An 18799-nucleotide genomic window follows, 5' to 3' on the forward strand; every position below is an offset into this window, starting at 1 on the left:
AGGCCTATGATTCGGTATTACTGTGATCGCTGCGAGGCCGAGGTGGAGCAGCACTCGGACCTCACCGTGTTTTCCGTGGAAATTGGTGAGAGTGGCTCGACTTCCAGTTGGCGGTTGCGGCGAGAATTGTGTGGTAAATGCTTGGAGGAAACCAAGGATTTTCTCAACAAATTTTTCGCCAAACCGACAGCCAAGAAACGAACAGCCTGAGGCCGGCGATTGGGCCGCCAGTGTAATCGGGTTGCTGCTCTAGCGAAAGGATATGATTGTGAGTGTGCGAGGACAAACGCTTGGGGTAATCACGGCCGCATTGTTCCTGAGCACCTTTGTGGGTTGTGGCGACGACAACGGAGAATCGCCATCGGCAACACTGACCCCGACCAGGACGCTCCCCTCTCTGACCCCGAGTTCACCACCATCTCCTACGGTCACGCAGCCCAGGCCTTCGTTCACAGCCACTGGAACGGCGACGCATACCCAGCCGGTGTCCTCGCCAACGCACACGCGGACTGTGGCCCCTCCGAGCCACACGCCTGCGCAGACGGCAACGCCGGTTTCCCCTACCGTCACCGCAACTGCTTGGGCGACCGCCTCGGCGAGCGCTTCGGAGACCCCGAGCTCGACCCCCACAGCAACGCCGACTTTCGAGCCTGGGACTTGCTTCGATCCAGAGGTCCAAGGGCGCGAACCGCTGTGCGAACTCGATTTGCACCCGCAGACTTGCGATTTCCTCGTTCCGGAGTTTTGCCTGTACCCCTACCCATCGTCATTTTTTCTCCGGGCAGATAGTTCCTCGCCCACAGGCTGGCGGGTCAACTATGCTCGTGAGGCGATGCCAGCAAATGCTCGCGGTGTGCACATCGATCCCAGGGAATGGAACACCCTCGATGGCTTTAGCCCCGGTGCCATGATGTTGGCGCTGTTTCCTGAAGGGGTGGACTTAGCGGCTTCAAACGCACCGCCGATTACGAACTACGCGCGATCGGTGGAAGACGACTCCCCCACCGTGATCCTCGACGCAGATACCGGCGAACGGATCATTCACTTCGCGGAAATGGATGCCGATGGTACCAGCGATGCCAACCGGAGTCTGATTTTGCGCCCTGGGGTGCGTTTGAAAGAGCGCCACCGCTACATCGTGGCGCTGCGTGGTTTGCTTGACAGCTCCGGAACGCTGATCCAACCGAGACGCGCGTTCCAGGTTTTCCGCGACCGTATTGCCACGCCCGTCCGCGCCATAGAAGAGCGTCGGGACCATTTTGAAGACATCTTCGCGCGGCTCGAGCGCGCGGGGATCCCACGCAACAACTTGCAGTTGGCTTGGGATTTCGTGGTCGCGAGCACCGAATCCATCACAGGGAGAATGCTGGCTGCACGGGATCAGGCCCTTGCTGCGAACGGACCAGGAGCGCCGGAGTTCGAAGTGACGGCCATTGATGAGAACTACAGCGACCGAATTTGCCGCCGCGTGCGCGGAACCTACCGGGTGCCCTTGTTTCTGACCAGCGATCGCCCGCCGGCAGTTTACAACCTCGATGAGAACGGCGTGCCTCGCCAAAACGGCTGGGCGCGGGCGCCGTTTACCGTAATTATCCCGTGCTCCGCGATTAACGGCGAAGAGCCAGTGCCGGGCCGCCCGATGATTTACGGACACGGCTTGTTCGGCACAGGCGAAGGCGAGGTTACGGCTGGGCCGCAGCAGACGCTGGCAAGCCGCTTCGGTTTCATCATTGCCGCCACGGATTGGATCGGGATGTCCAATGGTGACCTCGACAATACTTTCCGCATTATTGGCGACTTGAGTCGCTTCAACCAGCTCGTCGACCGCCTCCAGCAAAGTTTGATCAATCAGATCCTGTTGGGCCAACTGCTCCTGGCTGAGGACGGCTTCGTATCCCATCCGGCGTTTCAGTTTGGTGGCGTGCCGATCATCGACCGGAGGGAGCTCTTTTACCACGGCAATAGCCAAGGGGCGATCGAAGGAGCGGCGTTCATGGCCGTGGCGCCCAACCTCACGCGCGGTGTCCTTGGGGTCGGTGCGGCCAACTACAGCTTCCTTCTTCAGCGGAGCATTGACTTCAATCCATTCTTTTTCGTTCTAGCCCAGGCCTACCCCAGCGTGCTTAATCGCGCGGTGCTCTACGCCTTGATCCAGCAACTTTGGGATCGCGGTGAGCCTAACGGCTATACGTCCCACCTAATCGACGACCCGTTGCCGAACACACCGCCAAAGAAGGTGCTCATCCACACAGGGATCAACGATTCACAGGTTTCGCATTACGCGACGGAGATCCAAGTTCGCAGCCTTGGGATTCCGGCAGTGGCACCGTCCGCGTACCCGGCGTTTGGCATCGAGGAGCGCGTCGCGCCCTTCGATGGCTCCGCATGGGTGCCGTACGATGTCGGCGGTTCTCCTCCGCCATTGGACAATCGTCCACCCGCGTTCGAGAACGGAGTCCATGAAGCCGTGCGTCGGCTTGACGCCGCGCAACGTCAGCTTGATGCGTTTTTGCGCAGCGATGGCCGCGTGGAGAACTTTTGCGATGGTCCGTGTGTTTTTCGCGATGTGCCTGGCGTGCAGTGAACGGCTGCAGAGTTGCTGACAAACGGCAGCCGCGGCCGGAGTGCGCGCGGTGAGCGCGGCGCCTCTGCCCGGCGAAGGCGCGCGACGTAGCGGCGCAGCGTTCGCTCGAGCCGCCGGATGTCGACGTCGAGTACCACTGGCTTTCCTTCGACACGGAGTCGAACCGTGCGTTGAAGCGCGCGCTCCGCTACGCGAGCAGCGCCAGTACGGCGATTGCAGCGCACTAGCAGGAGACTCGCCGACCACTGGAGCAGCACCTGCAAAAGTTCGCGTTCTAAGGCGCCGTGAGGGGTAGGCCGCCAAAGGCGCTCCCAAGCTTCATGCGCCTCCCAAAAGTAGCCGCGGTGAAACAACTCCACCCCGAGCACCCAAGCTGGATGTCTGGTCGCCACCGCCGGCGTCAGGATAATGGCACCTTCTTCACTGCCCAGAGCATGATTCAAAAAGGTACTCGCGGCGGCTCGTACCGAGGGCGGCGATTTGCCGGGAAGGTAGGGGGCCGCAGGAAGCCCCTCGAGGCTACTCCGGTTTACGGCGGTCCCGATCTGATTTCGCTGCGGAACGCCTGATCGTGCGCTCGCGGTCGGAGGTTGCCTCTCGACCCTCATTGCCAGCCCCGGTTGGGTGCCTCCGTTGGAATGGGGGTCCGTCGACTGTCGGCATCAACCTCGTCGGTAGTCACGCTGTCGCCCTTGAGCTCGGCCAAATTGCCAAGGACTGCGAACCCGACGCGCGCCGCAATTGTAAACGGTTTGGCCCAGCCACCGAAATCCAACTGTTCGACAACGCTTCTCGCTCTGGCTGCGGCGCCGTGATTTTGTTCTAGGGCAGCCACGTACGCGACAGCCGGCCACACACGCCGATCCAGAGTGGCAGGATGGGCGAGCACGGCCTCCGAATATTTCTTGAGCCAGTCTTTAATGGCTGCGTCGCCCGTTATGCGGTGCGTATAGCTCAAGCCCTCCGCCAAGATTCCGAGTTTCCAGTCTTGCACCTTCTCCGGAGCATGCCGCTCCATCCCGAGACGTGCGTACACCTTTGCACCCTCCAAATACCGCCCGTCGCCAGTCACGTCATAAAGGGCAATCAAGGCGATCTGGGGCCAACCGAACTGGCGTGGATTCCCTTTGATCGGAGCTCGAACCCGCCGCAACAAAAAATCGCCAATGCCGCGCGCGGCCTCGAGAGCGCGCTCGTCCCCGGTGAGAAGATACATCGAGAGCAATCCTTCGGTCCACGTGTGCCCCAAGTCCACACCGCCCAGCTCGAAGCTCCAGTGCAGGGGATTCTTTGGATGGTTCATCCCAACCCATTGGGGATATCTGGGTTGGTAGTGGATGACATCGACATCCATGAAGTGACGGCCAGCGGCCACCATGCTGTCATAAAACCGCCCATCGCCTGTCAGCCAATAGGTCAACGCCAGCACCCGGGTGAGATCATATTCCAGGTTGCCCCAAGCGTCGCAGCCTTTGGTTGTGTCGTGGTACCCCGGGTAGTTCCAATCGCCCCAGTTCCACATTCCATAAAAGCCGCGGCGCCGGCGCTCGTGCGGATCGGTGGCACCTGGGCTATTGGGACATTCGACCTCTTGCCGGTCGTCCCACTCCTCGCGCTCATAGCTGCGGAGCACTCGATCCCAAGATTCGGCAAGGTTCGTGAGGAACCTTCGCCCAGCGGCCGTCCGGGTTAGGCTTGCTTGCCGTAACGCACGAGCGCTGACAAGCCATTCCGGACTCACCCGCCCCTCGAGCGGTACCGAAGAGAGTGCTGATGACGATGGTGATTCTCCGCCCTCTCGGAACGCGAGCACAAACTCGTGCGTTTTTGCTGACCCGGTTCCAGCGAGCGCCGGGCGCTCGTCTCCACCATAAAGGGCGTAAACAAGCCGTTCACCTTCCAGCCGTATCGCTTGCGGATACTGCTGCCAAAACCAGCGCGCCCACAGCGTGACACCGAGATGCCGATTGTGGGCGTCAAACCAACCGGTGAGGCGACCCGTTTCCGTCCGGTGTCTCACCGTGTACGTACTGTTGTCACGTTGCGCGATGACGACCGGAGCTCGTTCCGCCAAGTGCTGGGCGCGCCCCTCGACCTCGACCGTAAGGCCTCCCTTATGGAGCTTGGGTAGAACCAACTGGGCCTCGAGTTGTGCGATGCGCTCGTAGGTCACTTCATTGCTGTGAACCTCGAAGGTGTGAAACACCCGGAGGAACGGGTGATTCGCGAAACACTCCAGGCGTACACGGTAAACGAGAGGACTGTTGTCGTAGCGGCCGCTGAGCTCCACCATGGCGCGGAGAGGGCCACTGTCGAGAACCCTGACCTGCTCTACCGGTCCAGCGAACACATTGCGGCCATCGACGTGCGCGGCACCTTTAAGGCTAGCGCCATCTAGCTTCTTTTGCTCCGTGGAAAGGTTCTCCACCCAAAAGCGACTTCCGCGGCGCACAGAAAATCGGAGCGTTCCGTTTTCCACCTGAATGCGCTGGCGATCTTCCCGGACGCTTACCGGCCGAACCGGCCTCGGAGGTGGGGACTTCACGCCGGGGGGGTCCTCCAAGCGCACCGTGGCCTTCGTTTGGCCAGGCGGCAGATCCGCTTCTCCCTGCAACCGGATCCAATGCGGCGAGCCGTCGGGCCAACGCGTTAAAACGCGAGCAGTCGTAGGTACCCTATGACCCCCGGAAAATTCCAACGCGATTTTCCCCGCATCCACTGGTCCCGACGCTCGCGGCATCGGTAGGCTGGCGGCAATCGGCCAGTGCCGCAGCTTGGTGTTCGTGCTGTTCACAAATTCGATTTCAGGCGCGGGTAATGGAGCTGCCATCGCCAGCGAGGGTACGGCCAGCAAAGCCACGATGCTTAAAAAGCAAGGGAATGCGAGGATCCATCTGGAGGAGGCTTTTAATCTGGAGGAGGCTTTTAATGCCATCGGCCAACAGTTCCCGGTGACGACTGGGTTCTGAGCGTCCATAGACGTCTTTGTGCCTAGCCGTGGGAATACCTTGGGCAACCGGTGTTGTTGCGCGGCGCGAAGAGAGAGCAAGAACGTGTGCGGTCGCGAAGGCATGCGCGTTACGCGAGCACCAGTCTTCTGTTGCAGGGCGGAGCCTATGCAGACGGTTTTCTGCCGGAGCAACCGCTGTCGGACCAGCCGTTGTCCGACCAAGCAACCGAGCGAGAACCTGTAGGCCGTACCACGGAATTCATCGAGGTTGTGGGTGCCCTCTCGATGGTGGGGCGTAATCGCTCGGAGACCTGCAAAACGAGGCACGCCAGCCGCAGGGTACCCGTGTTCGAGCTGCCGGATTGGTTGACCAGACGGTCGATGTTCGGTAGGACACTGCCCATGTTGCGTTGGACCCGCGGTCAGCGGGTTTTTTTAAAAAGCCGGCTTAACCGACTGGTCAATGGCGGTGCTGTGCGATGGAGCTGCTGATCGTTTTCCTAAAGCTCCTGGCCGCAGTGGGGTTCGCCGTATCGGCATGGTATTGCGCGGCGGTCTTGTACGGTGCGCGTCGGTTTGTGCGGGAGCGCAAGGTGGTCCCCCATTCCCCTGCCGATCCGGTGCCGGGCGTCACGATTCTCAAGCCTCTTAAGGGCTTAGAGCCGGGGCTCTTCGAGAACTTGGCCAGCTTTTGTCGGCAAGATTACCCGAAGTTTCAGGTGATTTTCGCGGTGGCCGATCCAGCAGACCCTGCGATTCCGGTCGTGCGCCGACTCATCCGCGCTTTCCCAGACGTCGCCATTGATTTGGTGGTCGACCCGACCATTTACGGCACAAACTACAAGATCAGCAACCTGCAGAATGGTTACCGGCTCTGTCGGTACGACTACCTGGTCATCGCGGACAGCGACATTCGTGTTCCGCCACACTATTTGCGAACGATCGTAGCCGACTTGCTGCGGCCGGAGGTGGGGGTGGTCACCTGCCTCTATCGGGCGCGGCCGGTTGGCGGATGGCCAGCAAAGATCGAAGCCTTATTTGTGAACACCGACTTCACCCCGAGCGTGTTTGTGGCCCGGATGGTTGAAACGACCCGTTACGCGTTTGGGGCAACGATGGCGATTCGCCGCGATGTGCTGCAGAGAATTGGCGGATTTCTCGCGTTATCGCATTACCTGGCTGACGACTTCTTCTTGGGAAACCTCGTGAGCCGCCACGGGTTCCAAGTGGAAATTTCCCCGCTGATCGTCGACACCTATCTCGCGGTGCCATCATGGAAGCGCCTCGTAGAGCACCAGCTCCGGTGGTCCCGCACGTATCGAAGCGTCCGCGGTGGGAGCTATTTTGCGCTCGTGCTCACACACGGCTGCCTGTGGGCGTTGGCCAACCTAGTTTTGTATTGGGGAAACCCGTGGGCATGGGCGGCCGCCTTAGGATTGTTAGCGTTTCGCCTCACCGTGGCCGGGATTGTGGCGCAGCGCTTTCTCGATGTGCCGTTAACCTTGACCGATGTTGCGATTCTTCCGTTCAAGGACCTGTTTTTAAGTTTGATGTGGGCAAGCGCGTTTTTCGGCAACACGGTCTCCTGGAGCGGGCACCGGTTTCGTGTTGTGGCCAATGGTGAGATGGTGCCGGTAGACGGCTTGCCGGTGGTTCCTGCCACGGTGGACGCGGCCGCCTCCTCGAAGCTCAGCACGGGAACCGACTCCTGACTCTTGTCACAGGAGTCCGTTCCCGCCGAAAGATTTGACATTCAGCGCCCACCTGTGGTTGGAGCGGGCGTATGAAGGCGTACAGCGGGGTATCGTGGTGGGTAGCCGTAGCCGTGATGTCCTTTGTCGTCGCTTGCGGGGACGATGACGCGTCCAGCAGCGAAACAAGTGCTGATCGGGTGATCGTGTTCGCCCCTGAAGGAAACCGCTTGCGTGCATATGCACCTCTGCGAGGAGAGAAGCAGGTTGTGATTCCGAGCCACGCAGACTCGCCAGTCAGTGGCCGGGACATTAACGGCCAAGTTTGCTTTCTTCCCGATGGCTCCGGCCGCTTTGTCGCAGGTGAAGACACCAACCAGCCCAATCCACCCCCGGGCTGGGGCTTGTTCCAAGTAACGGGGCAGCGCGTAGGTGAACTCCGCGCCACCCAGATTACACGCTACGTGCCCACATACCAGCCGTCGGCAGACTCGCCTGAGAACTACGGCTGCGGTTTTTTGCGGGACGGACGGTTGCTCACCACGGATATTGGAAACGAGGCGGATGGCCCGCCGACGGGGCAATTGATCGTCTGGTTTCCTCCGCTCGACCGGCAAAACCCGTCGTACTGTAAAATCGATGTAGCCATTGGCACTGCTGGCGGCATTTTTGTCGACGCTAATGATCGGATTTTCGTGGCGAGTGCGCGGGAGCAACCAGGCATTTACCTGTATGAGGGACCGTTTCCGACCAGTGCCGACAGCGCCGGTGGTTGCGGCAACCGGGATGTCACCGGCGCACCGCTAGCCACCACGGTGCGAAAGCGTCTGTTCATCCCGGCAGACGGCCACATCCGGACGCCGAATGCCGTGGTGGGCACTCCGCGCGGTACGTTCTTGGTGAGCAGCGTGCTCAACGGAGTGATTGCGGAATACGACGGCGAGGGCCGTTTCGTTCGTCGGATTCTTTCCCCCCAGAGTGGGGAGAGCCTGCCCTTCCCTTCCACGGGCACTCCGCTAGGTGTCGCGGTCGACTCCACCGGAGTCGTCTACTACGCGGACCTCGGGCTTACGCAAAACGGGCTCAACATTGGCCCGGGTCGTAACCTGGGGACCGTGCGCCGAATACGCTTCGATCAAAGCGGAGCGCCGCTACCGCCCGAGAAGTTGGATGACGGCTTGAACTTTCCAGACGGGGTCGGAGTGTGGGAACCAAGTCGGTGAGATGACGTTGCTTAGCCGCTTTCCTCCAAAATCTGCTGGAACAGAAACTTCAGCTTCCCCGGGCCAACAGTTGGTCGATCATCTGGTCCAAGATGGAGGCTTCTGCACTTTGCGTTACCGAAGCAAGTCGTTCCTTCGCACGTGCGGCAAAGCTCATGGCCAGGGCGCGTGCCTCCTCCGTGGCGCCGCAGGCTCGCAGCCGGTGGAGGGCTCTTTCCACCTCGGCATCGGAAGGGCAAGAGTTTGCAAAAAACGTTCGCAGCTCCGCGTCGCGGCGTAAGCCAATCACGATGGGCAGGGACGGATTCCCATCTCGTAGATCGATTCCCACCGGCTTTCCTATTGTTGCGGAATCGCCTTCGACGTCGAGTATGTCGTCGACGATTTGAAACACCATCCCGACATGAAAACCACAGTCGGCCATCGCGTCGACCACCGCCGCACCAGCGCCAGCCAGATAAGCGGCGGCGCGAGCTCCTTGCTGGAAAAGACTCGAGGTCTTACGGGCGACGATTTCGAAATAGTCGTCGATCGTCACCTCTGGGTTGTGCCGAAAACGCCCCTGCATGATTTCCCCTTCAGTCAGGAGGATGCACGCCTCGGCGGCCCAACGAATGAGTTTTTCCTCGAACGGAGCGCAAAGTTCGAAGGCGCGGCTGAAGATGAAGTCCCCCGTAACCAGGGTGCGCGCCAGACCGTAGCGATACAGAGCTGATGGGCGTCCCCGGCGCATGTCGGCATTGTCGATGATGTCGTCGTGCAGCAACGTGGCTGAGTGAATCAACTCCAAGGCCGCGGCTACATCGATGATCCCGTCCAGCGACCGACCCCCACAAGCCTTGTAAATGAGCAACGTCACTGCGGGACGAACGCGCTTTCCTCCGGAGCCGACCAAGTACGCCGAAATCTCCGTCAACAATGGCTCACGCGAGCAAAGCTGCGACTGGATGCGCTGCTCGACTCTTTCGAGCGCATCCGCCAACGTCCAGTCAGAATGCTCCAATGACTGCAACGGCTTGGGTCCGGCGCCGGCCACACAATCGTCCTTTCTAAGCGAACACAGCCAGATAAAGACAAAGCGCAAAGCGAGTCAAGGTAAGCCGGCGGGACATTGCGCTGCTGGCCGCCTACGAGTAGCTTTGCGCCTCGTGACCGTGCCGAGCTGCCCTGAAATATCGCCACCGTTGGCGGTGCGCCGTGCTGGAGACTACACGATCGAGATCCTGTGGCGGGATGGTCACCGCAGTGTGTTCCCAAACGCATACCTGCGAGCCAATTGTCCTTGCGCGCTTTGTCGACTCGAGAACCACCGGAAAACCGAGTTGCCCGTGGCCAATGAGGGCTTGGTACAGGTGGTCGGCATCCGCGCCGTGGGGCATTACGCTATCGGAGTTTTGTGGAACGATGATCACGGAGAATCGATTTATCGCTACGATCTTCTCCGACAATTGTGTCCATGCCCACAGTGCTGGCAGGGACTAGAGCCGAGCCAAAGCCGTGCTGACCATCGCTGACATTCGCGAGCGTTTGAGCGAGATTCGCCTGCTCGGCACGAAGGTGGACATTGTGCGTGCCGGCTTTGTCCAACGCATTGGGTGGGACGGCACCCGGATCGAGGTTGACCTGATCGTTCCCCCTGTCTCGTTACACGCCACGCAGGTTCTCGAAGCGGACATTCGCCGCTCTCTCGGCGCCCTTCCCGAGGTGCAGGATGTGAGCGTGCGCATTAGTGGAGGCGGGCGTGGAGAGGGAGCACGGAATCCGGAGGGAGTCTTGCAAGGTGTCCGGCAAGTCATTGCCGTGGCCAGCGCAAAGGGCGGCGTAGGCAAGTCCACAGTGGCGGCAAACCTCGCACTCGCTCTTTCCTCTGAAGGATTGCGCGTTGGCCTTTTGGACGCGGATGTGTACGGCCCTAGCCTCCCTTTGTTGTTCGGAACGCGTGGCCCGGTAACGATTACGGTAAGTCAGCGTTTAGCTCCTGTTTCTAAGTTTGGGTTGCAGCTCATGTCGGTCGGCTTTTTCGTGGAAGAAGAAGCGCCGGTGATTTGGCGCGGACCTGTGGTCATGAGCCTCGTCAGGCAGTTCCTGCGAGACGTTGAGTGGCGCGATCTTGATATCTTACTCGTCGACTTACCGCCAGGCACTGGAGATGCGCCGTTAAGCTTGTTGCAACTCATCCCCGTAGCTGGAGCGGTGATTGTCACGACCCCGCAGCAGGTTGCCATTGCGGACGTCGAACGGGGTATCGCCATGTTTCAGCGGGTGCAAGCTCCTGTGTTGGGAATTGTCGAGAACATGGGAGTTTATCGCTGCCCGCATTGTGGATCGGAGGAGGAATTGTTCGGTGAAGGCGGTGGAGAGGCGCTGCACCGGAAGTTTGGGATTCCTTTGATTGCGCGCATTCCACTTGAAGCCCACCTACGGGAGGCGAGCGATACTGGTGAGCCTTTGCCAGTGCGGGCTCCGCACCATCCGGTTGTCCAAATGTTCCGGCAGCTTTCCCATCGTGTATTGGAGCGGCTTGCAGAGGTCGATCGTGAGGTGCTGCCGACACCCAGGATCATAAACTAGGTTGCGTGCGGACACGCCCCAACGAACGGGCATGGAAAGTGAGCGCGGGGGAAGAACAGATGGCTGATTCGGAGGATTGTTGTGGGCTGGCATGAGGTATTGTTGTCCTGGGCCATCTTTGGCTTTATCGGCGGGACCGCCGTTTGGAGCTTAGGGCGGTTTCATCAAGAAGGTGCAAAGACCGGGCAAGTCGGGGGCTCCCTTCTCCTCGGAGAGCGAGTCCGTTCTTGGTACGTTTCTTTCCTGGACATCATTGTTGAGCGGTGCGCCTCTTGGAGAGTCCAACCAACCCACCTGTCGTTTGCCCAATTATTTCTAAGCGCGATCGTTGCCGTCGCGATCGCGCGCGGCATGTTGTTTACCGGCGGCTGGTTGTTGCTCGTTACGGGCACGTTGGACATTATCGACGGGCGCCTGGCACGGCGAACGAACGGGGCGAGCTTACGAGGGGCGTTTTTAGATTCGGTGATCGATCGTTATGCCGACAGTCTCGGATATGTGGGCCTCGCCGTGTACTTTCGTGATTCCTGGGTGCTCTGGCTCACGCTCCTCGCCATGATCGGCAGCTTGATGGTGAGCTACACCCGCGCGCGCGCCGAAGGCTTAGGCGAGAGCTGCAGAGTGGGCTTACTCCAGCGGCCGGAGCGTTACGTGATTCTGGGATTCGGATGTATGTTCAGTGTGCTCCTGGCGCGCATGTTCGCACCATTCTCGGAGCTAGCCGACAACTCTCTTCTGATTGTTGTCCTGTTCCTCCTGGCCTTGTTGGTCAATGCGACAGCCGTCCAGCGCGCATTGCACGTGTGGCGAAAACTTGGAGGTCCTCGTGAGCAGGGAAACTGACATCAGGGGCGACCGCCGACTCCTCCAGGTGCTAGGCACCTTTGTGCTCATGCTCGGCGCCGGTCTCGTGTTAGATCGTGCCCTCCCGGTGGTTGGTTGGCTCTTGACGCTTGCCGGGGCTGCACTCTTAGTCGCGGCCGTGTGGGGCAGCCGCAGCGGTGAGGATTCGCCGCCCTCAACCAGGGAGTTCCGTGGCAACGGGGCGGAAGAGTCGTCGGCTGGACTGGCGCAATGAGCCGCACCGTCCGCATCCTCCTGACTGTTGCCGTTTCTGGCGTGCTGTTGTTTCTTGCCTTGCGGGGCGTGGAATGGGAACGAGCCTGGACCACAGCGCGAGAAATCCGCGCGACGTGGTTGATCCCCGTGATGGCGGTGACGATTTGGACTCTTTACATCCGGGCGCAGCGTTGGCGAAGCCTCCTGCGGCCGCTCGGCAGCGTGCCTTTGTCCCCACTGGTGCACACGACCAACATTGGCTTCATGGCGAACATGGTGCTCCCCTTGCGGGCCGGCGAGATCGTGCGTCCGCTATTGCTCGCCCGTGCCACAGCGCTGCCGCTCGGCGGCGTTCTCGCCACCATCGTACTTGAGCGAGTGTTCGATTTGCTTGCCGTGATTTTCCTTTTCGGCATCGCAACACTTCTTGTTCCGGTTTCCGATGAGGTACGGGTTTTGGGGTACGTCCTGGTAACGATGGGCACCCTGCTTGCGGCGGGTGTAGCGGTTGCACGGTGGCAGGAGGGGCGTGTCTTGCGCCTTTGGTGTGGAGTTGCGAAGCGGTTGCCGGCGTTCGTACGGCACCTGCTCGATCACTTTGTGCGAGGATTTCTCCAGGCATTGGAGGTGCTCGACAGGCCAGCAACGTTCCTTTCGATTGTGGCGTGGACAGCGTATCTGTGGGCGATCATTGCGGCCGTAAACACACTAGGGTTAGTGGCGTTCGCCTTTGCAGTTCCGCTGCTCCGGTGCGGCCTGGTGCTAACCGCGATCGTTGCTCTGGCCGTCTCCGTGCCATCAGCGCCCGGCTACATCGGCTCTTTCCAATTCGGCTGTAAGCTGGCTCTCGAGATGTTTGGCTTAGCCGCAAGCGAAGCCCTAGCCTTCTCCGTCGTGCTTCATGTCGCGCAGTTTGTTGCGATCCTGCTGGCCGGGTTGTACTCCTTGGCGCGCCAAGGAGTGAGCTTCCGCCAACTCGAAGAAGTGAGCAAATCGGATGTCTCGGTGTCTGCGGGATAAGAACATTTTGCTCGGGCTCACGGGCGGCATTGCCTGTTACAAGAGCGCCGAGTTAGCCCGACTCTTGGTGCGAGAAGGAGCACGAGTGCACGTGCTCATGTCGGCAGCGGCGCAGCAGTTTATCACACCTTTGACCATGCAATCGCTAACGGGGCACGCAGTGGCGACCGATCTCTTCGAGCTGAGTCGCGAGTTGCAAATTGGCCATATCCAGTTGGCGGACCTCGCCGACGCGTATGTGATCGCTCCCGCAACCGCTGATGTTGTCGGCAAGCTTGCTTCCGGCCAAGCCGACGACGTCGTGACCACGGTTGCTTTGGCTACACGCGCGCCGATCCTCGTCGCTCCGTCGATGAACGTGAATATGTTCGAGCACCCGCTCGTGCAGAAGAACTTGGACGTGCTGGAGCGGATTGGGTATCGCATCGTGCCCCCCGGCGAGGGAGAGTTAGCGTGCGGGTGGCACGGCAAAGGGCGTTTGGCCGAACCCCACGTGCTCCTGGCAGAGACGGAGCGCGCTGTGACGCCTGCCCAACTTACGGGTGAACGCATCTTAGTGACTGCTGGCCCTACACGGGAGTTTTTGGACCCCGTTCGCTTTCTGACGAATCGCTCTAGCGGCAAAATGGGTTTTCAACTTGCGGCGGCCGCATGGCGCCGCGGAGCGAAGGTCAAGCTGATCACGGGCCCAGTCTCCCTGGCGACACCACACGGGGTCGAGCGGCGAGACGTCGTCTCCGCCGAAGACATGTTTCACGCAGTGCAGGAGGAGTTTCGGGCTGCCACCGTGCTGATTATGTGCGCCGCAGTAGCCGATTACCGGCCTGCGGAACGTCGCCCGACGAAGCTAAAAAAGCAGAGTGCCCGCTGGTCCGTGGAGCTGGAACCAACAGTGGATATCCTGGCGAGCATCGCTTCCTCAAAGGAGCAGCGCTTTGTGGTCGGTTTCGCCGCCGAGACCGAAAACGTCGAGGAGTCGGGCCGCAGCAAGCTTTTACGCAAGGGGTTAGACCTAGTGGTCGCGAACGATGTCAGTCGGCCTGGGGCGGGCATGGAAGCGGACGTCAACTCCGCCATTCTCCTGGACCGTTTTGGAGGACGCGTCGAACTGCCCCTGATGAGTAAAGCAGAACTCGCCGAGGCGATCCTCGACCGTGTCGTTGAACTTCGCCAGCAGCTTGCCGCTTTCTGAGTGCTGTGGGATCCCCCGGTAAACCCGAACCCGTGAAACCGATTTGCGGGGTTTTGTTCAGAGAGGCGAGCCTGCTGTCCGGAATCCGAGCCTCTCTGGAAGAGTTGTTCGGACCAGTTGAGGACTGCTCGACGATCGCTGCCTGGCATTGGTCGAGGTATTACGCCCAGGAAATGGGCGAGCCACTTTGGCGCTGCTGGTTGAGCTTCGTGGAACTCGCTTCACCGGGAGAGCTGGTTCGGTGGAAGCATGCGACAAACGCGATCGAGGTCGGTTTCGCTGTGGGCGGGCGCCGCCGCGTGAATCTCGATCCTGGCTACATTGCTGCGGGCAAGCTCGTTTTGGCTAGCACGAAAGATGCCCCTCACCGGATTTACCTTGGCGAGGGGATTTTTGCCGAGGTCACCCTTCTGTACGAACGCGGGGATTTCCGGCCACAGGCGTATACGTACGGCGATTATGCAGACGCGATCGCTCGGCAATACTTTCGCCAGGTACGTGCGCGTTATTTGCAGCAGCGCCGTAGCACGGACACCTGAGGCCGTCGTCGGCCCCGGCTCTACTGCCCGGATCCCGAACGGGGGCAAGTCGCCCCACCGCAGAAGAGACAAGTTGTGCGACCTCCTTCAGTTCTCGCCTCTCGCCGAGGGTTGTCAGGGCACGGGCTACGTCCTGCGGCAAAGGGCCGTTGCGCTCCAAGGCCCGCAACATTCGACGGATGTCACTTGCGGCCCGCAGCGCGAGCAGGCCGGTGGGGTCGGCACTCTGGTTTGCGGCGTTCGAGCCCTTCTCCAGCATGTCCAGTATGGCGGCCCAGCAGGCGCGGTTGTATTGATCGGCCAAGTCGGCGGGCAGCGTATATTGAGAACGCTGCGCCAAGCGCCGAATGATCCGGTGCCATTGGTCGAGATCGTGCACGGCGATGAAGGAATTGAAGATCCGTTTGTCCGTTTCGAAGGAGAATAGCGTGCGCGAAACAACGGTGCGCACCAACTCGTCGCACTGCGGAAACTCTCGCTGGCGCAATTCGCGCACGAGCGTGCGAATCTCCGGGGACTGCAGGGTATCGAACCGCGCCTCCCAGTAGACGTGGCCCATCGCTAGGGAGCGGTAGCTGAGCACGAGCTGCACCGGAACGTAGTGGTTATGGGAGAAGACGTCTCCTGCCAGGTGGGTGAGATAGCCATAAGCGAAGGCCCGTTGCACGTCGTTCGCGGCATGCGCCAGCAGGCTCCAACCCACCCTCCAAGAGTGGCAGTGTGCTTGTTCGCTGCGCGTGTATTTCTTCGCCTGCGTAATGTCTGCCCCCACGCACCCGTAAAGGAACTCCCAACGATGCTTACGCAGCAAGCGTTGCAGGCCTGCGCCGAGGATGGTAACGTGCGCAAGCACAGTTGCGCCGTGGGTCAGGTGCGTCATTGGGCCCCAAGCCCAGGAGGCATCAGGCAACAGGGCCACAAAGAGGGTGAAGAGTAACGCGACGCGCATGCCGTTCGATCCTAACCGGAGGGATGTCCTGCCACAACCGACACTTGGTCGCTTAGCCGAGCAAGTGCGGGCCCACCTGCAGTACTGGATGGAGTTAGGAGAGAAGGAAATTTTGCGGTTGCGTCCCACCGAGGCGCGCGAGCAAGAAGGAAAGCAAACTGTTACACCTCGGTCCACCGAGCCGCCGACTGCTCCGCCCGCGCCTGCGGCCCCCACTATGCGGAGCTTGTTTAGCGACCCCCAGTTGTTGGCAGCGCGTACTCTGGATGACGTGCGCGCCGTCCTCGGGGACTGTCGGCGGTGCAAGCTCTGTAGTTCCCGCACGCAAATCGTTTTTGGTGTCGGTAACCCTCGGGCAGAATTGATGTTTGTGGGAGAGGGGCCTGGCCGGGACGAAGATCTGCAAGGTGAGCCGTTCGTCGGTCGCGCGGGCCAGTTACTGACTGAAATCATCACGAAGGGAATGAAAATGCGCCGCGTGGACGTTTACATCGCGAATGTCGTCAAATGCCGTCCTCCAGACAACCGCAATCCGGAGCCTGACGAGGTGGCGCAGTGCTTGCCGTTTTTGCAGCGTCAAATTGAGATCGTATCCCCGAGGGTCATCGTGGCGCTAGGTAAGGTCGCTGCTCACGCATTGTTGCAAACCACTACACCGATCTCTCGTTTGCGCGGCCAGTGGCATACGTATCGAGGGATTCCGCTGATGCCGACACTGCATCCGGCGTATCTCTTGCGCAATCCGGCGGATAAGCGGCTGGTTTGGGAAGACATTAAACAAGTCATCCGACAATTGAGGTCTCCGTGAGACGGGCATTGGCAACTCGGTCGCACTCGAGGGGGCATTGGGTCACCACACTCCTCCTCGCGTGGTCCGCAACGACGTGGGCGGTATCGACGCATACCCCGACCCGACCATCTCCCACTGTCGTGCCTCAAGCCGGATCTAGGAGCGAGGTCGCTAGAGAGGGAGTTGCGCTGGTCCACGTCATCCGGATCGACGGCGGGATCAACCCCGCTGTGGCGGATTTTGTTCGCGAGTCGATTCAGGCCGCTCACCAAGCAGGAGCAGCCGCCCTGTTGATTGAGCTGGATACCCCTGGAGGGCTGCTGGAATCCACCAAGGATATCGTCAAGGACCTTCTCGGGGCTCCACTGCCGGTGATCGTTTATGTATCCCCGAGCGGCGCTGGCGCCGCTTCTGCTGGCGTGTTCGTCACAATGGCCGCCAACATTGCAGCGATGGCCCCGGGAACCAATATCGGCGCCGCCCATCCGGTAGGTGGTGGGGGAGAAAACATCGAAGGCGACATGCGCACCAAGGTGGAGAATTTCGTCGCCTCGCTGAGCAAATCCATCGCGCAGGAGCGCGGGCGGAATGTGGAGTGGGCGGAGAAAGCCGTACGCGAGAGCGTGTCCATCACCGAACAGGAGGCTCTCAAGCTGAACGTGATCGACGTCGTTGCTGCGAGCAGGGAAGATCTTATGCGGCAAATTCACGGACGCGAGGTGCGGGTGCAGCAGCGAGCACAGCGACTGCAGTTGGAGAACGTCGCGTTTGTACAACGGGAGATGCGCTTTAAGCAAAAGCTCCTGAACGTGCTGGCGAATCCAAACGTGGCCTATCTCTTGATGATGGCGGGGCTTCTGGGCTTGTATGTAGAGTTCACTCACCCGGGTTTATTTTTCCCGGGGGTCGCCGGAGCAATTTGCCTATTGCTCGGCTTTGCAGCGCTGCAAGTTCTGCCGATCAATTATAGTGGGCTCGCACTGATCGTCCTTGGTATTGCTTTGTTGATTGCGGAGCTCTTTTTGCCAAGTTTCGGCACGCTGGGAGTGGGCGGCCTGATTGCCTTTGTGCTCGGGTCGTTGTTGCTCTTCGACACGGCGGAATCCGATCTCACGCTGAATCCGGCCATTGTGTATGCGGCTGCTGCCACTCTCGGGGCTTTTACGTTTGTCGTGGGTTATTTGGTCATGCGTACGCAGCGTCGGCGCGCAGCCCTCGGTCGCGAGGGCCTAATTGGAGAGATCGGCGAAGTGCGCGAGGCCATCGAGCCAGGAAGACCGGGCCGCGTATTCGTCCATGGCGAGTACTGGACCGCTTCGGCGGACGAGCCCTTACCCACCGGCACCGCAGTGGAGGTCGTGGATGTCCAGGGGCTCCGTCTGCGAGTGCGCCGTTCGACGAATCAAAAGATGTGAACGGGGAGGAACTCATGTTCGGTTCGGCTTTGACCATTGTGTTGATTGCCGCGGTTCTGCTGATCAGTGGGGTGAAGATCCTCAAGGAGTTCGAGCGAGGGGTCATTTTTCGACTCGGGCGCTTGGTCGGCTCGCGGGGGCCTGGGTTAATTTACGTGATCCCGGTGATCGAACGCATGCTGCGGGTCGACATGCGTACGGTGACCATGGATGTCCAGCCGCAAGACGTGATCACCCGGGATAACGTGTCTGTGAAAGTGAGCGCGGTGCTGTACTTCCGGGTGATTGATCCGAGCCGCGCGGTAGTAGAGGTTGTGGACTACCTGTACGCCACCTCGCAACTCGCACAGACGACCCTCCGCAGCGTGTGTGGTCAAGCTGAACTGGATGAGCTGCTCGCCGAACGGGAGAAGATCAACGCGAAGCTGCAGGAAATTCTCGACGCGCAAACCGATCCGTGGGGAATCAAGGTCATTACCGTGGAGGTCAAACACATCGACCTTCCCCAGGAGATGCAACGGGCCATGGCACGACAAGCAGAAGCAGAACGGGAGCGGCGGGCGAAGGTAATCAATGCAGAGGGAGAATTCCAAGCAGCGCAGCGCCTGGCGGAGGCCTCGGCAATGATTGCGGCGCATCCCGTGGCACTCCAGCTCCGATTTTTGCAAACGCTCACCGAGATGGCAGCGGAAAACAATTCGACGACGATCTTCCCTTTGCCGATCGATCTGTTGACTCCTTTCTTGAAGCGCGACGAGTCACAGGACTCACCTGATCAACGTTCCTCCTCTGCGACTTGAACAGGGAACTGCGACC

The 18799-nt window shown here is 60.2% G+C and carries 16 protein-coding genes; 13 read left to right on the forward strand and 3 right to left on the reverse strand.

Annotated features, from left to right (window positions below; translation table 11 throughout):
- The first annotated feature begins 6 nt into the window (after nucleotides 1–6).
- Both N3C12_04055 and N3C12_04060 read left to right on the forward strand, forming a co-directional pair.
- A complete protein-coding gene (locus N3C12_04055) occupies nucleotides 7–210 on the forward strand; it encodes a hypothetical protein (protein MCX8071611.1) in 204 nt (67 codons plus the stop codon).
- 58 nt (nucleotides 211–268) lie between these two features.
- Nucleotides 269–2584 (forward strand): hypothetical protein, encoded by a 2316-nt coding sequence (locus tag N3C12_04060; GenBank protein ID MCX8071612.1) that lies wholly within the window; start codon nucleotides 269–271, stop codon nucleotides 2582–2584.
- Nucleotides 2585–3188: 604 nt separating this feature from the next.
- Here the strand turns inward: N3C12_04060 and N3C12_04065 are convergent.
- Entirely contained in the window at nucleotides 3189–5414 is a 2226-nt protein-coding gene (locus N3C12_04065) for a hypothetical protein (GenBank protein ID MCX8071613.1), read from the reverse strand.
- Between the two features lie 599 nt (nucleotides 5415–6013).
- Here N3C12_04065 and hpnI point away from each other — a divergent pair.
- A complete protein-coding gene (hpnI, locus tag N3C12_04070) occupies nucleotides 6014–7246 on the forward strand; it encodes a bacteriohopanetetrol glucosamine biosynthesis glycosyltransferase HpnI (GenBank protein ID MCX8071614.1) in 1233 nt (410 codons plus the stop codon).
- A 71-nt stretch (nucleotides 7247–7317) separates the two neighbouring features.
- Nucleotides 7318–8448: a hypothetical protein gene (locus tag N3C12_04075; GenBank protein ID MCX8071615.1), complete on the forward strand. Its 1131-nt coding sequence runs from the start codon at nucleotides 7318–7320 to the stop codon at nucleotides 8446–8448.
- Nucleotides 8449–8497: 49 nt separating this feature from the next.
- On the opposite strand, the gene N3C12_04080 is transcribed toward N3C12_04075, so the two are convergent.
- On the reverse strand, nucleotides 8498–9484 hold the full coding sequence (locus N3C12_04080; protein ID MCX8071616.1) for a polyprenyl synthetase family protein: 987 nt from the start codon (nucleotides 9482–9484) through the stop codon (nucleotides 8498–8500).
- Between N3C12_04080 and N3C12_04085 the strand changes: the two genes are divergently transcribed.
- The 6 genes from N3C12_04085 (at nucleotide 9396) to coaBC (ending at nucleotide 14290) form a co-directional block, all read left to right on the forward strand.
- Entirely contained in the window at nucleotides 9396–9962 is a 567-nt protein-coding gene (locus N3C12_04085; GenBank protein ID MCX8071617.1) for a DUF971 domain-containing protein, read from the forward strand. The genes N3C12_04080 and N3C12_04085 overlap by 89 nt on opposite strands.
- Entirely contained in the window at nucleotides 9946–11019 is a 1074-nt protein-coding gene (locus N3C12_04090) for an Mrp/NBP35 family ATP-binding protein (protein ID MCX8071618.1), read from the forward strand. Before N3C12_04085 ends, N3C12_04090 begins: the two co-directional genes overlap by 17 nt.
- Nucleotides 11020–11100: 81 nt before the next feature.
- The gene (locus N3C12_04095; GenBank protein MCX8071619.1) at nucleotides 11101–11862 is read left to right on the forward strand and encodes a CDP-alcohol phosphatidyltransferase family protein; all 762 of its coding nucleotides are present in this window, start codon (nucleotides 11101–11103) and stop codon (nucleotides 11860–11862) included.
- On the forward strand, nucleotides 11846–12097 hold the full coding sequence (locus tag N3C12_04100; protein MCX8071620.1) for a hypothetical protein: 252 nt from the start codon (nucleotides 11846–11848) through the stop codon (nucleotides 12095–12097). The genes N3C12_04095 and N3C12_04100 overlap by 17 nt, the downstream gene beginning before the upstream one ends.
- Nucleotides 12094–13098, forward strand: a complete 1005-nt coding sequence (locus N3C12_04105) for a flippase-like domain-containing protein (GenBank protein ID MCX8071621.1) — start codon at nucleotides 12094–12096, stop codon at nucleotides 13096–13098. The genes N3C12_04100 and N3C12_04105 overlap by 4 nt, the downstream gene beginning before the upstream one ends.
- Complete coding sequence (gene coaBC / locus N3C12_04110) at nucleotides 13076–14290, forward strand: bifunctional phosphopantothenoylcysteine decarboxylase/phosphopantothenate--cysteine ligase CoaBC (protein MCX8071622.1); 1215 nt, start codon at nucleotides 13076–13078, stop codon at nucleotides 14288–14290. The genes N3C12_04105 and coaBC overlap by 23 nt, the downstream gene beginning before the upstream one ends.
- A gap of 402 nt (nucleotides 14291–14692) precedes the next feature.
- Here the strand turns inward: coaBC and N3C12_04115 are convergent, their stop codons facing one another.
- Nucleotides 14693–15778: a zinc dependent phospholipase C family protein gene (locus tag N3C12_04115; protein ID MCX8071623.1), complete on the reverse strand. Its 1086-nt coding sequence runs from the start codon at nucleotides 15776–15778 to the stop codon at nucleotides 14693–14695.
- Between N3C12_04115 and N3C12_04120 the strand changes: the two genes are divergently transcribed.
- Genes N3C12_04120 through N3C12_04130 form a run of 3 tightly spaced genes read left to right on the forward strand, consistent with a single transcriptional unit; the run spans nucleotide 15777 to nucleotide 18783 of the window.
- Nucleotides 15777–16586 carry a uracil-DNA glycosylase gene (locus N3C12_04120; protein MCX8071624.1) on the forward strand — a complete coding sequence of 270 codons (810 nt, stop codon included), beginning with the start codon at nucleotides 15777–15779 and terminating at the stop codon, nucleotides 16584–16586. The two genes, N3C12_04115 and N3C12_04120, sit on opposite strands and share 2 nt — an antisense overlap.
- Nucleotides 16583–17983: a nodulation protein NfeD gene (locus N3C12_04125; GenBank protein ID MCX8071625.1), complete on the forward strand. Its 1401-nt coding sequence runs from the start codon at nucleotides 16583–16585 to the stop codon at nucleotides 17981–17983. The genes N3C12_04120 and N3C12_04125 overlap by 4 nt, the downstream gene beginning before the upstream one ends.
- A gap of 14 nt (nucleotides 17984–17997) precedes the next feature.
- Nucleotides 17998–18783 carry a slipin family protein gene (locus N3C12_04130; protein MCX8071626.1) on the forward strand — a complete coding sequence of 262 codons (786 nt, stop codon included), beginning with the start codon at nucleotides 17998–18000 and terminating at the stop codon, nucleotides 18781–18783.
- The last annotated feature ends 16 nt before the right edge of the window (nucleotides 18784–18799 follow it).

The sequence above is a fragment of the Candidatus Binatia bacterium genome (assembly GCA_026415395.1).
GTDB lineage: Bacteria > Desulfobacterota > Binatia > HRBIN30 > HRBIN30 > HRBIN30.

Bases quoted from the DNA above. Each gene is read 5' to 3' on its own strand.
- N3C12_04055 (MCX8071611.1), top strand. From the start codon at position 7: ATGATTCGGTATTACTGTGATCGCTGCGAGGCCGAGGTGGAGCAGCAC.
- N3C12_04065 (MCX8071613.1), bottom strand. From the start codon at position 5,414: ATGGCAGCTCCATTACCCGCGCCTGAAATCGAATTTGTGAACAGCACG.
- hpnI (MCX8071614.1), top strand. From the start codon at position 6,014: ATGGAGCTGCTGATCGTTTTCCTAAAGCTCCTGGCCGCAGTGGGGTTC.
- N3C12_04075 (MCX8071615.1), top strand. From the start codon at position 7,318: ATGAAGGCGTACAGCGGGGTATCGTGGTGGGTAGCCGTAGCCGTGATG.
- N3C12_04085 (MCX8071617.1), top strand. From the start codon at position 9,396: ATGCGCTGCTCGACTCTTTCGAGCGCATCCGCCAACGTCCAGTCAGAA.
- N3C12_04105 (MCX8071621.1), top strand. From the start codon at position 12,094: ATGAGCCGCACCGTCCGCATCCTCCTGACTGTTGCCGTTTCTGGCGTG.
- coaBC (MCX8071622.1), top strand. From the start codon at position 13,076: ATGTCTCGGTGTCTGCGGGATAAGAACATTTTGCTCGGGCTCACGGGC.
- N3C12_04120 (MCX8071624.1), top strand. From the start codon at position 15,777: ATGCCGTTCGATCCTAACCGGAGGGATGTCCTGCCACAACCGACACTT.
- N3C12_04115 (MCX8071623.1), bottom strand. From the start codon at position 15,778: ATGCGCGTCGCGTTACTCTTCACCCTCTTTGTGGCCCTGTTGCCTGAT.
- N3C12_04130 (MCX8071626.1), top strand. From the start codon at position 17,998: ATGTTCGGTTCGGCTTTGACCATTGTGTTGATTGCCGCGGTTCTGCTG.